The organism is Tepidanaerobacter sp. EBM-49, from assembly GCF_001896645.1.
Lineage (GTDB): Bacteria > Bacillota > Thermosediminibacteria > Thermosediminibacterales > Tepidanaerobacteraceae > Tepidanaerobacter > Tepidanaerobacter syntrophicus.
In genome coordinates, this window is record NZ_MPPE01000041.1 from 178,740 (window position 1) to 192,862 (window position 14,123).

15 protein-coding genes and 1 pseudogene are annotated in these 14,123 nt (G+C 37.3%); all 16 read right to left on the minus strand.

The window, feature by feature from the left end; translation table 11 throughout:
• Positions 1–34: 34 nt before the first annotated feature.
• Entirely contained in the window at positions 35–463 is a 429-nt protein-coding gene (flgC, locus tag BUE08_RS07650) for a flagellar basal body rod protein FlgC (protein WP_059034173.1), read from the minus strand.
• A gap of 2 nt (positions 464–465) precedes the next feature.
• Complete coding sequence (gene flgB / locus BUE08_RS07655; protein WP_286680670.1) at positions 466–870, minus strand: flagellar basal body rod protein FlgB; 405 nt, start codon at positions 868–870, stop codon at positions 466–468.
• A gap of 251 nt (positions 871–1,121) precedes the next feature.
• Positions 1,122–1,907 carry a GTP-sensing pleiotropic transcriptional regulator CodY gene (gene codY, locus BUE08_RS07660; RefSeq protein WP_059034177.1) on the minus strand — a complete coding sequence of 262 codons (786 nt, stop codon included), beginning with the start codon at positions 1,905–1,907 and terminating at the stop codon, positions 1,122–1,124.
• Positions 1,908–1,970: 63 nt separating this feature from the next.
• Entirely contained in the window at positions 1,971–3,368 is a 1,398-nt protein-coding gene (gene hslU, locus BUE08_RS07665; RefSeq protein WP_286680671.1) for an ATP-dependent protease ATPase subunit HslU, read from the minus strand.
• Positions 3,369–3,382: 14 nt separating this feature from the next.
• On the minus strand, positions 3,383–3,916 hold the full coding sequence (gene hslV / locus BUE08_RS07670; RefSeq protein WP_059034182.1) for an ATP-dependent protease subunit HslV: 534 nt from the start codon (positions 3,914–3,916) through the stop codon (positions 3,383–3,385).
• Positions 3,917–3,936: 20 nt separating this feature from the next.
• Positions 3,937–4,842: a tyrosine recombinase XerC gene (gene xerC / locus BUE08_RS07675; RefSeq protein WP_059034184.1), complete on the minus strand. Its 906-nt coding sequence runs from the start codon at positions 4,840–4,842 to the stop codon at positions 3,937–3,939.
• A gap of 73 nt (positions 4,843–4,915) precedes the next feature.
• Entirely contained in the window at positions 4,916–6,259 is a 1,344-nt protein-coding gene (gene trmFO / locus BUE08_RS07680; RefSeq protein ID WP_059034186.1) for a methylenetetrahydrofolate--tRNA-(uracil(54)-C(5))-methyltransferase (FADH(2)-oxidizing) TrmFO, read from the minus strand.
• Between the two features lie 16 nt (positions 6,260–6,275).
• Positions 6,276–8,348 carry a type I DNA topoisomerase gene (topA, locus tag BUE08_RS07685; protein WP_213951245.1) on the minus strand — a complete coding sequence of 691 codons (2,073 nt, stop codon included), beginning with the start codon at positions 8,346–8,348 and terminating at the stop codon, positions 6,276–6,278.
• 74 nt (positions 8,349–8,422) lie between these two features.
• The gene (gene dprA, locus BUE08_RS07690) at positions 8,423–9,520 is read right to left on the minus strand and encodes a DNA-processing protein DprA (RefSeq protein ID WP_286680672.1); all 1,098 of its coding nucleotides are present in this window, start codon (positions 9,518–9,520) and stop codon (positions 8,423–8,425) included.
• An 18-nt stretch (positions 9,521–9,538) separates the two neighbouring features.
• Positions 9,539–10,069 carry a cob(I)yrinic acid a,c-diamide adenosyltransferase gene (gene cobO / locus BUE08_RS07695; RefSeq protein WP_286680673.1) on the minus strand — a complete coding sequence of 177 codons (531 nt, stop codon included), beginning with the start codon at positions 10,067–10,069 and terminating at the stop codon, positions 9,539–9,541.
• A gap of 20 nt (positions 10,070–10,089) precedes the next feature.
• Positions 10,090–11,628 carry a YifB family Mg chelatase-like AAA ATPase gene (locus BUE08_RS07700; protein WP_059034194.1) on the minus strand — a complete coding sequence of 513 codons (1,539 nt, stop codon included), beginning with the start codon at positions 11,626–11,628 and terminating at the stop codon, positions 10,090–10,092.
• 21 nt (positions 11,629–11,649) lie between these two features.
• Positions 11,650–12,003, minus strand: coding sequence for a YraN family protein (locus tag BUE08_RS07705; protein WP_059034196.1), 354 nt, complete (start codon positions 12,001–12,003; stop codon positions 11,650–11,652).
• Positions 12,003–12,638, minus strand: a complete 636-nt coding sequence (rnhB, locus tag BUE08_RS07710; protein ID WP_059034198.1) for a ribonuclease HII — start codon at positions 12,636–12,638, stop codon at positions 12,003–12,005. Before rnhB ends, BUE08_RS07705 begins: the two co-directional genes overlap by 1 nt.
• Positions 12,639–12,675: 37 nt before the next feature.
• Positions 12,676–13,512 (minus strand): ribosome biogenesis GTPase YlqF, encoded by an 837-nt coding sequence (gene ylqF, locus BUE08_RS07715; protein WP_286680674.1) that lies wholly within the window; start codon positions 13,510–13,512, stop codon positions 12,676–12,678.
• Positions 13,513–13,548: 36 nt separating this feature from the next.
• On the minus strand, positions 13,549–13,890 hold the full coding sequence (gene rplS / locus BUE08_RS07720) for a 50S ribosomal protein L19 (protein WP_059034203.1): 342 nt from the start codon (positions 13,888–13,890) through the stop codon (positions 13,549–13,551).
• A 96-nt stretch (positions 13,891–13,986) separates the two neighbouring features.
• Positions 13,987–14,123, minus strand: a pseudogene (locus tag BUE08_RS10945) (tRNA (guanosine(37)-N1)-methyltransferase TrmD); the annotation flags it as partial.

Sequence of the window (14,123 nt, forward strand, 5' to 3'; positions counted from 1 at the left end):
GTTTAGAAATTGCTCCTTCCTAATATTCCCAAGATTATATCTTACTAATTTCAAGGGCTTTGTTCAACATGTCTTTTGCGGAATTTATAGCTGTAGCATTTGCCTCATAACTTCTTGTTGCGGATATCATATCTACCATTTCTGTTACAATATTAATATTAGGAAGACTTACATATCCTCTTTCATCCGCATCCGGGTGTGTGGGATCATAAACTAACTTAAGCGGAGAGGTATCTTTTTCAATCGCAACCACCTTAACGCCGGCTGGTTTTTCTCGGCTTCCGTATTCTGAAGATGTGTTTGTTTTTCGTTCTTGAAAGACAACTCTCTCTCTTTGAAACGGATTTCCATCTTCTGTTCTTGTAGTGTTTACATTTGCTATATTATTTGAAATAACATCTAATCTAAGCCTTTGTGCAGTGAGACCGGAAGCGCTTATGTCTAAGGAATTGAAAAATCCCACCTTTATTTCCTCCCTTCATTAATTGCAGTCTGAAGAAGTTTTAAGCTCGTTTGTAATTGTTCCGAGATAATATCATAAGAAAGATTGTTCTTTAAAAGTTCAACCATTTCCCTATCAACATCCACATTATTTTCATCATTTCTTATAACATAATCTTGCTGTTTATATATTTGGGGCTCTATTTCCTCGGCTTTTGACACTAAATTTATGTGTTTGTCATTTGTTATGGAAAGCGGAAGAATTCTTTGGTCCAATTTGCTCTTTAAAATTTCTTCAAATGCTATATCTGATCGTTTATAGCCAGGCGTGTCAACGTTAGCCAAATTATTAGAAATAAGCTCATGTCTTTTTGCCTTTACATCAAGCAATTTCCCCATTAATTCTATATTGTCAAACAAACCGGTCAAACGCATCACCACCTTATCCATTTTTACATATTTTTGCTGTTATATCAATGTAAAAGTATATATAACATGGTATAATATAGTTTTTTTGGTTATAATGGAATTTATTTCTTACTTATAGTATAGGATATATATTAGACAAAAACAAACAAAATCCTTCTTTAAAATATAAATCTTTTAAAATAAATAGATTATACATTTTAAAAGCAGCACACCATTGGTATGCTGCTTTTAAATAAATATCTATCCAATTATTATCCTCTTACTTTTTTTAATTCTTCCAACAGTTTATCATTAAGTATTTTTATATATGTGCCTTTCATGCCTAAAGAGCGTGATTCTATAACGCCTGCACTTTCCAATTTTCTTAAGGCATTTACAATTACCGATCTGGTAATTCCAACTCTATCGGCAATTTTGCTTGCAACTAAGAGTCCTTCAGTGCCGTCTAATTCTTCAAAAATATGTTCAACAGCCTCTAGTTCTGAGAAAGACAAAGTACCAATAGCTAGTTGAACCACTGCTTTCTTCCTGGCCTCTTCTTCAATTTCATCGCTTTTAGATCTTAAAATTTCCATTCCTACCACAGTCGCGCTATACTCTGCAAGCACTAAATCTTCTTCTGTAAACTCTTTTTTGAATCTGGATAGCACTAAAGTTCCAAGTCTTTCACCGCCGCCATTTATAGGCACTATCGTCATAAATTTTTCGGCATTTGCCTTTGTTTTTTCTCCTAAAAAGATACCTTCGGGTGAATCCTTGGTGATATTAGGTTTAGTTTCGCTGATATCAAGCAGTTTATCATTGTAATCTTTCGGGAACATTTTTTCTTCTAAAATCTGCTCTTCCATAGGATCGCATTCATAGTTTTCCAGTAAATAATATCCTAAAATTTTACCTTTGCGGCTTACTACATATGCATTTGATGATAAAACCTCTCCCAGTGTTTTACAGACATCGTTAAAATCCACCGGATATCCTGCAGACCTCTGCAAAAGCTTGTTAATTCTCCTTGTTTTTTCTAATAAGCTTTCACTCATTTTTAAATTCCTCCTAATTTTTAATAGAATATTTTCAATTTAATAGTATTTATGTTTGGAATGTCATAGAATATACATGCTTAAATCTTTATCCTCTATGACTCCCTTTAGTTTGCTATTTACATATTCTTTATCAATTATTACTTCTTTTTGAGGCAAATCAGGCGCTTCAAAAGAAATGTCCTCCAACAATTTTTCCATAACAGTATGGAGTCGTCGAGCTCCGATGTCCTCAGTTTCTTGATTTACAGCAACTGCAACTTTTACTATTTCATCAATGGCATCTTCTGAAAAACTTATATTTACGCCTTCAGTAGCAAGAAGTGCAGTGTATTGTTTAATCAAGGAATTTTTGGGTTCGGTCAGAATTCGCTTTAAATCTGTTTCGTTTAGGCTTTCTAGTTCTACGCGAATTGGAAAACGCCCTTGAAGCTCAGGAATTAAATCCGACGGCTTCGATACATGAAAGGCTCCTGCTGCTATAAAAAGGATATGATCTGTTTTTATGGGGCCATACTTTGTAACAACAGTCGAACCCTCTATAATTGGTAAGATATCTCGCTGAACGCCTTCCCTGGAAACATCTGGTCCATATGATTCTTTTCCGGCAATTTTATCTATTTCATCTATAAATATTATCCCTGATTCTTCAGCTTTTTTAATGGATTCATTTATCACTTCATCCATATCAATTAATTTTTGGGCTTCTTCTTGAGTCAGGATTCTCCTTGCATTTTCTATTGTCACAGTAGTTTTCTTTTTTCGTTTCGGTAAAAAGCCTTCAAACATATCTTTAAAATTAATCCCTATCTCTTCCATGCCTGAACCAGAAAATATCTCAAACATCGACGGTAAATTATCTTCAGTCTCAATCTCAATTAATTCCTTATCCAAGCTGCCATCAGCCAGCTTTTTCAGGATTTCTTTCTGTTTTTCTACCGCAGTACTTGTTTCTGCTGTATAAAACTCTCCGCTTTCAGTATGGTCCTGCCTTCCTGCTCCAAAAAGCGTCTCAAAGGGATTTGCGGAAGACCTTTGTCTTGGCATAGGAGAAAGTATCTCTGCAATTCGTTTATTAGCAAGTTCTGTCGCTTTGTCTTTCACGGCTTCCATTTTTTCGCTTTTTACCATTCTAATGGAGGTTTCAACTAAATCCCGTATCATCGAATCTACGTCTCGCCCTACATAACCTACTTCTGTAAACTTGGTAGCCTCGACTTTTATAAAAGGTGCATTCACAAGTTTTGCAAGGCGCCGTGCTATTTCAGTTTTTCCAACGCCTGTAGGACCAATCATTAAAATATTTTTTGGTATGACCTCTTCTCTCATCTCATCAGAAAGCTTTTGACGTCTATATCTGTTTCTGAGTGCTATTGCAACAGATTTTTTTGCTTCATCTTGACCGATAATATATTTATCAAGTTCTTCAACAATCTTCTTTGGAGTTAAATTTTCTTCCATAAATCCTGCCCACCTCACTCCAACGATTCTACTGTAATGCAATTATTGGTATAGACGCAGATTTCAGACGCTATCTTTAGAGATTCTTCAACTATTTGTTTTAATGATAAATCGGAATGCCGTTTGAGAGCCCTTGCAGCTGCTAAGGCATATGATCCGCCGGAGCCTATTGCTGCGATGCCATCATCAGGTTCGATAACCTCACCGCTGCCTGAAATAACTAAAATATGTTCTTTATCTGCTGTAATTAGCAATGCTTCTAATTTTTGCAGCATTTTATCTTTACGCCATTCTTTTGCAAGTTCCACTGCGGCTTTTGTAAGATTTCCATGGTTTTCATGAAGTTTTTCTTCGTATTTTTCAAATAAAGTAATCGCATCAGCTACAGAACCTGCAAATCCTGCCAAAATTTCATCATTGTAAAGCTTCCTTACTTTCTTTGCATGGTGTTTCATAATAGTATTCTCGCCAAATGTGACCTGCCCGTCCCCCGCAATTGCAGCACTTGTTCCGTTTGCCATCGCAAGTATCGTTGTTGCTGTAAACATCTTAGTTCTCCTTTCAAATTTCACGTGCTCTCTTCATTATCAGGAAATGTTTTATCATATACCTCCTTAAGTTTTTCTTTTGTAACATGAGTATAAATCTGTGTTGTAGATAAGCTCGAATGGCCTAACAACTCTTGAACTGTTTTTAAGTCCGCGCCGTTATTAAGCATATGTGTTGCAAATGTATGTCGCAGGGTATGGGGGCTTATATTGCTGTTAAGAGCAGTTTGCTTTACATATTTGTCAATCATTCTTCGAATGCTTCTATCCGAGATTGATGTGCCGTTTTTGTTTAAAAACAGGTATTCCTCAGAAATATCTCTTAGTAAAAACGGCCTGCTTTCTTTTAGGTATCTTTCTAAGCTCTCCTCGGCTTTTTTTCCAAAAAATACAACACGTTCCTTCGAACCTTTACCAAAAACAATAATATAGTTTGAACCAAAATTAACATCTTCAGTTTTTATAGATACCAGCTCGCTGACGCGGATACCGGTAGCATATAAAAGCTCTATTATTGCTCTGTCTCTGATGCCGAGAACGTCATCCTTTGGAGCCTCAAGAAGCGCTTCAATTTCCTTCGGGTATAAAAACAGTGGAAGCTTCTTTGACATTTTAGGTGATCTTACGGCCTTTGCCACATTTTCTTCAACTAAGCCTTGAAGCATTAGATAATTATAAAAGCTTCGAAGCGTTGAAAGCTTTCGGGCAGCACTTCTTTTTGAAACTTCTTCTCGGCGAAGATATGCCAAAAAGCCTCTTATGTCAAGGTGTTTAGCGTTGAGTAATGTTGGTTCAGACAGTTTCCTTTGTTTTAAATATTCAAGAAACTGAGAAAGGTCTCCCGCGTAGGATCGTAGGGTATTTTGCGATTGAGTTTTGGTAGCTTTCAGGTAATCTAAAAAGCTGTCTATCAGTGCCTCATCCATGGAAATCAAACCTCTCAACTAACATTTAATATAGTATCATAAGATTTTAATTAATGCAAGATTAAATTCTAAATTATTTATATATTATTTTGTTATTTTTTTTTGCAAAAACTTCCTTAGACTCTATAAATTGTTCAAGTGATTTTAGTGCTCTTTCACTAAGGAGTTGCTTCTTTAGTTTGTTATCTTTTGATCGAAAATCTTCTAAGGGTGGTAAAATTCCAAAATTCGCCTTCATAGGTTGGAAGTTTTCTGCACTAGATGACGTTATATAGCGCAGCAAAGCACCTATTACTGTTTCAACAGGCAAACTTATAAGTTCTTTTTCTTCCAGATACCTTTTCATGTTTATTCCTGCAATTATACCAGAGGCCGCTGATTCAATATAACCTTCCACGCCAGTTATTTGGCCGGCGAAAAACAGTCCCTTTTCTCCTTTAAATTCTAATGTGGGATTTAAATAAATAGGGCTTGCTATAAATGTATTCCTGTGCATAAAACCATAACGCACAAATTCCGCATTTTCCATACCGGGAATAAGCCTGAAAACCCGTTTTTGTTCGTTCCACTTAAGGCTGGTTTGAAAGCCGACCATATTAAATAAAGTACCTTCCTTATTCTCTTTCCTAAGTTGTACCACTGCATATGGTTGTCTCCCTGTTTTTGGATCGGTAATACCTACAGGTTTTAACGGTCCGAAAAGAAGTGTTTTGTAACCACGTTTTGCCATTACCTCTATAGGCATACAGCCTTCAAAAAAAATTGCTTTTTCAAATTCTTTTACAGGATGAGTTTGAGCGCAAATAAGCTCATTATAGAAAATATCATATTCTTCCCGGGTAAAAGGCAAATTTACGTAATCGGATTCACCTTTGCCATAGCGCGAACCCCAAAAGGCTTTTTCCCAGTTGAGAGATTCACCGGTAACAATAGGCGCTGCTGCATCGTAAAAATAAAAATGCTCTTTTTTCAGCAGCCTACCTAAAGCGTTAGAGAATTTATCAGATGTTAAAGGTCCTGTAGCAATTATCGAAGGCGGGCAGGGTACCTCGGTAACTTCTTGAACATGAACTTTAATGTTCGGGTGACTTTTTATTATTTCTGTAATCTTTTTTGCAAATAATTCCCTGTCTACTGCAAGGGCTGAACCTGCACCAACTTTTGTCATATCTGCAACTTTCATTATAAGTGAGTTTAAAAGTCTCATTTCGGCTTTTAAGAGACCTGCTGCGTTTGTCACTTCATTGGATCTTAGTGAATTGCTGCATACCAATTCACATAGTAAATCAGTATGATGGGCCGGTGTTGTTTTCTCCGGCCGCATTTCAAAAAGGTCAACTTTAATGTCACTTTCAGCCAGATACCATGCTGCTTCGCATCCGGCAAGCCCTCCGCCTACAATTGTAACTCTTTTCATAAAAGCTCCTTACTTTCTATTTAGAAGTATATCCACATTCTTTATTAGTACAGGCTTCATATTCGCCTGCCTTTGCTCTTTTTTTAACCATAAGGGAACCACATTTTGGACAAGGTTTGTCAATAGGTCTTTCCCATGAAACAAATTTGCAATCGGGGTAATTTGAGCATCCATAGAAGGTCCTTCCACGTTTTGACCTTTTGACAACAATATCGCCTCCGCACAAAGGACACTTCACCCCAATTTCGGTTACTATCGGCTTAGTATTTTTACACTCCGGAAAGCCGGGGCAAGCTAAGAATTTGCCGTATCTTCCTGTTTTTATAACCATATTTCGGCCACAGAACTCACATTTCTCATCAGTTACTTCATCTTCTATAGTAATTTTTTCTAATTCCTGTTCTGCGATTTTAAGCCTTTCTTCAAAAGGAACATAAAAAGACTCTAAGACTTCTTGGCGATTCTGTTGGCCGGCTTCGATTTTATCCAGCTTTTCTTCCATTTCTGCAGTAAAGTCAATGTCGATAATATCCTCAAAAAATTCCTGTAATACTTGCACCACAATTTCTCCGAGCTCAGTAGGCTTGAAACGGCCCTTTTCCTTTTCTACATAACCACGTTTTTGTATAACATCAATGGTAGGTGCATAAGTACTGGGCCTTCCAATTCCCTTTTCTTCTAAGGTCTTTACCAGCATAGCCTCCGTGTATCTCGGCGGTGGTTGAGTAAAATGCTGTTCAGGGAGCAATTTTACTAATTTGAGAATCTGTCCTTCCTTTAAGACAGGTAGCTTGCTTTCTTCATTTGCAGTTTCTTCATCAGAACCTTCTGTATATAGTAACATAAAACCGGGAAATTTCATAGTTGATCCTGAAACCTTAAAAAGATATTCTCCGGCTTTGATACTTATGGATACTGTGTCATATATAGCAGGAGACATCTGGCTGCTGACAAATCTATCCCAAATAAGCTTATACAACTTATATTGATCTTTTGTCAGAGAATCTTTCACCTTTTCAGGCGTTCTCATTACCGATGTAGGTCTTATACCTTCATGGGCGTCTTGAATGTTCTTATCATTTTTCTTGCGTGTAGGCGCGCCGTTGCTTACATATTCCTTACCATACGTTTCGCCAATATAGTTTTGAGCTTCTTTTTTCGCCTGTTCGGATATTCTTGTGGAATCTGTTCGCATATAAGTTATTAATCCTACGGTTCCCTCGCCTTTAACATCCAAACCTTCATACAACTGTTGTGCTACCATCATGGTTTTTTTAGCTGTAAAACCTAATTTTCTAGCTGCTTCTTGCTGCATACTGCTTGTTGTAAAAGGGGGATAAGGCATCTTTTTTCTTTCGCTTGTTTTTATTTCAGCAACTTGAAAAGTCTTATCTTTCAAGTCCTCTACTATTTTGTCGGCCTCGTCTTTATTTTCTATTTTTAATTTTTCATCGCCTTTTGAGTAAAGACGAGCCCTTATTTTTTCCTTACCGTCTTTTAAGTCTGCATCAATTGTCCAATATTCTACAGGAACAAATTCTCGTATTTCCTTCTCTCTGTCGCATATAATTCTGACGGCAACTGATTGAACTCTTCCAGCGCTTAGCCCTCTTTTTATTTTTTTCCAAAGTATCGGGCTTATTTTGTAGCCTACCAATCTATCTAAGATTCTTCTTGCCTGTTGAGCTTCAACTAAATCTAAATTTATTTTTCGAGGTTTCTTAATAGACTCTAAGACAGCATTCTTTGTAACTTCGTAAAACTCTACCCTATACGGATCATTTTCCGGAAGGCCAAGGGCGTTTGCAAGATGCCAAGAAATTGCCTCTCCTTCTCTGTCCGGGTCTGTTGCAAGCAAAACTTTATCTGCCTTTGCCGCTTCCTTTTTTAAGTTATTCAGCAGCGGTCCTTTTCCTCGTATTGTAATATATCTCGGCTCAAATCCGGCTTTTATGTCTATTCCTAATTGACTTTTTGGTAAATCTTTAACATGTCCCATCGAAGCTGCCACTTTATAGTTTTTGCCCAAATATTTAGTTAAGGTTTTAGCCTTTGCGGGAGATTCGACTATAATCAAAGTTTTAGCCATTTAATACCACCCTTATTTATTAAGCACTTACTATTAACTGTTCTTACATTATAATAACTTTTTTTAGATAAAAGTCAAATTTTTGCAAAATAGCCTCCGCCCAGTGCTGAAATATAGCCTTTAAGTTCAAGATGTGTAAGCAAGATGTTGATACTGCCCGGCGTTTTATGGCTCAGGCTTATAATTTCTTCAATATAAGTTGGTTGATAATCAATTATATCTAAAATGCCCTTTTCTTCGCAAGTAAGATCAGGCTTATTTGCCTTACCTGAGGAAGCTATAGATTCCGGAAGATTTTCAAGATAGAGTTCATCAAGTATATCCTCAACATTTTCTACAAGTTTTGCTCCCTGCTTTATTAGTTTATGAGTACCTGAGCTATAGGGATTGAAAATACTGCCGGGCACTGCAAAGACCTCTCTGCCTTGTTCTAGTGAAAAATCAGCAGTTATCAGGGAGCCGCTCTTTTTTGCAGCCTCTACTACTAGAGTTCCTAAGGAAAGTCCGCTGATAATTCGATTTCTTGCAGGAAAATTCGCACCCTGTGGAGGCGTACCTAATGGAAAACTTGAAATTACACAACCACTTTCTACTATATCTTTCATTAAACCGGTATTTTCCGGAGGATATACAATATCGATTCCGCATCCCAAAACGGCAATTGTAAAGCCCTTTGCTTCTAAAGCTCCTTTATGGGCACAAGAATCTATCCCACGTGCCATACCGCTTACTATGTTTATATCCACGGCAGCTAGCTCTCTTGCAAACTTTGCTGCCACATTTTTACCATAAGCAGAGGCTTTACGGGAACCGACTATAGCAATAGAATGAGGGCTTAGAGGCGTTGTGCCTTTAAAATAAAGGACCGGTGGCGGATCATATATTTCTTTGAGCAAAAAAGGATATTTATCGTCCTTTAGAGTAATGACTTTTATGTTTAGATTATTTGCCTTTTCAATCTCTTTATATGGATCGAATTTGCTTCGATATTCTAATATTTTCTCACAGATTATTTCGCCAATACCGTTAATTTCCAAAAAATCTTCACGCTTAGCTTCTAAAAAAGTTTTATAATTTTTAAAACGCATAGCTAGTTTTTGAATTTTCCTAGGACCTAATCCGGGAATAGCATTTAATGTAACTAAAAGCAGCTTATCATCTTTTTCTGTCATATTTTTACTGTTTTAATATTAATATTCTATGCCGGGCTGTGCCTTAATTCCCTGCTTATAATGATGCTTAATTTCTCTTACCTCGCTTACCATATCAGCTGCTTCTAGGATTTTCTCAGGAGCGTATCTTCCCGTTAAAACAAGTGTCACATGTTCAGGTTTTATAGATATTAGATCTAAAACATCTTCTTCCTTTATTAGACCATAGTCCACAGCTACATTTATCTCGTCTAGAATGACTAAATCATATTCACCTGATGATATGACATCTTTTGCAAGATCAATACCTTCTTTGGCAAGTTTTAGGTCTTCCTCTAAAGGCTTTCCCTTTTTAACAAACTTGTCCAAACCTTTTTGCACCAGTTCGGCATTGGGTAGATACTTTCTTACTGCCTGGACTTCTCCGTATTTTTCATTGCCTTTCATAAATTGGATTATGTAAACTTTTTCATCATGTCCTACGGCGCGCAATGCCAAACCTAATGCTGCTGTGGTTTTACCTTTTCCGTTGCCGGTATAAACAAGCACTAAACCCTTTTTGTTTTCCATTTAATTTTACTCCCCTCATTTTAATTTACGATTTGATCTTCTTCTCTACCATGATACTGCAAAGCTTCAGCTACATGATATTCTTTAATTAAATCCTTTTCTTCCAAATCAGCTATAGTTCTCGAAACCTTCAATATTTTATTATAGGCTCGAGCACTCAGCTTCATTCTATTAAACGCTTGCTTCAGCAGCACTTTTCCATTCTTGTCAAGTCTGCAATATTTGTTTATCATGGCAGGCGTCAGCTGAGAATTCCAGTATACATTGCTATTTTTATACCTTTCTAGCTGAAGCTGTCGCGCTGCTTCCACTCGCTTCCTAATTGTAGCAGAATCTGTTGTGGACGGTCCCTCAAGTTCTGAAAACTTGACCGGCGCAACTTCTAAATTCATGTCCATTCTGTCAAGCAACGGTCCTGAGATTTTCCCCCGATACTTATGTATTTGGCGCATCGTGCAGCTGCACTGATGAAAAGGACTGTTATAAAACCCGCAGGGACAGGGATTCATCGAAGCTACCATCATAAATTTAGATGGAAATGATACAGTTGCATGTGCTCTTGCTATAGTAATTTTTCCGTCTTCCAAAGGCTGCCGCAAAAGTTCAAGTATCTCCCTCGGAAATTCCGGAAGCTCATCTAAGAATAAAACGCCGTTATGAGCTAATGTGATTTCCCCCGGTTTTGGTATGCGGCCACCTCCTACCATCCCGCTCGGCGTAATTGTGTGATGGGGAGATCTGAAAGGCCTTGTTCTTATAAGCCCCGAATGATCAGAAATAAGACCTGCTATACTATAGATTTTAGTAGTTTCCAGTGATTCTTCAAAAGTCATAGACGGAAGGATAGTGGGAATCCGTCTTGCAATCATGGTCTTACCGGAGCCCGGTGGTCCTGTCATTATCAAATTATGCTGGCCCGCTGCGGCAATTTCAAGGCATCTTTTTAAGTTTTCTTGGCCTTTAACTTCCGAGAAATCTCCTTCAAATTTTATTTCGTCTTCGTTGTTCCTGTTTTTGTGCAAAATATCGTTACGCCTTTCGGCTTTATGTTCACCTTTAAAATACAATGCTGCTTCTTTTAAAGAAGTTACACCTACAGCTTCTATACCACTAACAACTGAGGCTTCTTCTACATTTTCAATTGGCACGATAATTCCCTTAAGCCCTTGCTGTTTTGCTTCAATGCTCATAGCCAAAACACCGTTTACAGGTCTTACACGTCCATCTAATGAAAGCTCTCCTATTATTGCATATCCCTTTAATGCTTCTTGCGGCAATTGGTCTGTTGCGGCAAGAATGCCTATTGCTATCGGCAGATCAAAATGGGGACCTTCCTTCCTAATATCGGCAGGGGCTAAATTTAAGGTAATCCTTTTGATGGGAAAATCAAATTCTTGATTTTTTATAGCCGATCTTACTCGCTCTCGTGATTCCCTTACAGCTGTATCAGGCAACCCCACTATGTCAAAAGATGGTAATCCGTTTGAAATATCTACCTCTACGTCTACCAAAAAGCTTTCCAGACCATATATTGAACAACTTTTTGTTTGAGCCAACATTTTACCAAATCACATCCTAAATTAAAAGGCATTTTCAATATGCTCTATTTCAAATTTATTATTGTTATTAAGCATAATGTCTATGACATCAAATCTGATACCGTCAAAATAGCCGGGATTCTCTTTGAGGTAGTATAAGGCAACCTTCCTTATTTTTTGCTGTTTTACATAATTTACGGCTTCCATCCCTCTTCCGTAGTTTGTAGATTTTCGTGTCTTAACTTCTACAAAGATTATAATTCCTTTGTTTTCTGCTATAATATCTATTTCTCCATACTTACAATTGAAATTCATTTTAAGTATTCTGTAATGTTTGCATTGTAAATATTGTGCTGCATACTGTTCACCTAAAGTTCCAAGTTTTTTTGGGTTCATTACTTATTCTCGAGGGATTTTACTGAAAAACTCTGTCTATGAATAGGACACGGGCCATATTTTTTTAGTGCATCAATATGCTCTTTGGTGCCATAGCCTTTGTTTCTTATAAATCCATAATCGGGATAAAGGGTGTCATATTCTCTCATTATTCTATCTCTATTAACTTTTGCTACAATCGAGGCTGCGGCTATACATGCGCTAAGGCTATCTCCATGAATTATGCTTTCTTGGGGTATATCTATGTCAGGTATTTCTTCAGCATCCACTAGAATATATTCTGGCCGTATAGGCAGCTTATATATAGCATTTCTCATTGCAAGCAGTGTTGCATTTAGAATGTTGTTTTTATCAATATAATCAGGCTCTACTATGTCAAAAGAATATGCAAGAGCTTTTTTACAGATATCTTCATAAACCCTTTCTCTCTTCTTTTCGCTTATTTTTTTAGAGTCTTTCAAATCAATTATTTCTGTGTCAATAGCTAAAATGACGGCTCCGGCCACTACCGGGCCTGCCAGTGGTCCGCGACCCGCCTCGTCTACTCCCGCAATCAGCATATAGCCCTTCTTGCTAAGACTTCTTTCCTTTTCATAAAGTTTTGATATTCGAATCCTTTCTTTCTCCAGATCCATCTGTATCACCTCTTTAAAAATCCTTAGCCGTATTTATTCAATCTTTTTTATCTGGCATTTCATCGGGTCTCTCTAAAGATATGCGACCGAGTTTCCCCTCTTGAAATTCTTTTATAACAGTCTTTGCAGTTCTTTCTATATCAACAGAACCGCCGCTTGTCAAAAAACCTCGAGCTTTTCCTATGCTTTCTAACACTTTTGAAGAATTGAAGTCGAGGCTGACGCCATATCTTTTCTCAATATTTGTAGGATAATTTTTTAATAAATATTCAATTAAAGTTTTTGCAAGCTCCTCAAAATCTAAGATATCAGGATTAATCGTTCCCAATATCGCAAGCTTTGCAGCTATAAATCTGTCTTCATACTTTGGCTGCAGGATCCCCGGAGTATCAAGTAGTTCTAAATCATCGCTCGCTTTTATCCACACAATATTTTTTGTTATACCGGGAAAGTCTCCTGTTTTTGCAGTCTTTCTGCCCTTTATCTGATTAATGAATGTAGATTTTCCTACATTCGGAGCACCTACCACCACGCACCTTAAAGGAGCGATGCGAGATTTATTTTTGGGTTTAGATAGAAGGCCATAAAGTTTATTTAATTCCGATTTTTTTAAAGCGTTTATAGCAATTGCCATAATACTACCAGAGTTAAAATATTCAAGCCACATTTGAGTTATCTTCAGATCGGCAAGGTCTGCTTTGTTAAGGACTATTATGATATTTTTGCCGGAGGCGAGTTTTTCTATGTTTTTTATCCTTGTAGAAACAGGCGCCCGAGCATCAACAATTTCTATGATGCTGTCTGCCAGCTTTAAATAATTTTTGATTGACTTTTTTGCCTTTTCCATATGGCCCGGGTACCATTGAATATCCAAAACTCTCACCTCTTTGAAAAGTTAAAGGGACTGCTATCAGTCCCTTTCTTTTATTCTTGCAGCCTTACCCCTTAATTTACGCATGTAATAAAGCTTTGCCCGACGCACTTTACCTTTTTTAACAACTTCAATTTTGTCAATTCGTGGCGAGTTCAAAGGAAAGACTCTTTCAACGCCTACACCATATGAAATCTTACGAACTGTAAAAGTCTCTCTTAAGCCGCCGCCTTTTCTTGCAATTACAATGCCTTCAAAAACCTGAATTCTTTCGCGGCCGCCTTCTACAACTTTTGTATAAACTTTAACGGTATCGCCCGGTCTAAAATCAGGGATATCGGTTCTTACTTGTTCTTGTTCAACTGAAGTAACTAAATCCATTTTTCTCCCCTCCTTTTTGCTTTTATAATCAGTAGAAAAACTTGTCTTTGAAACAGGACAAGCTGTTGCAGCATACCGGATAAACTTACATAAGTTTTACTCAAGCAGTTTCCTATCTTCTTCAGTCAGCTCTATCTTCTCAAAAAGATCCGGCCTTTTTTCTTTGGTTCTTATTAGAGCTGCTTTTCGCCTATAGATTTCAATTTTTTTATGATCGCCCGATAAAAGGACAT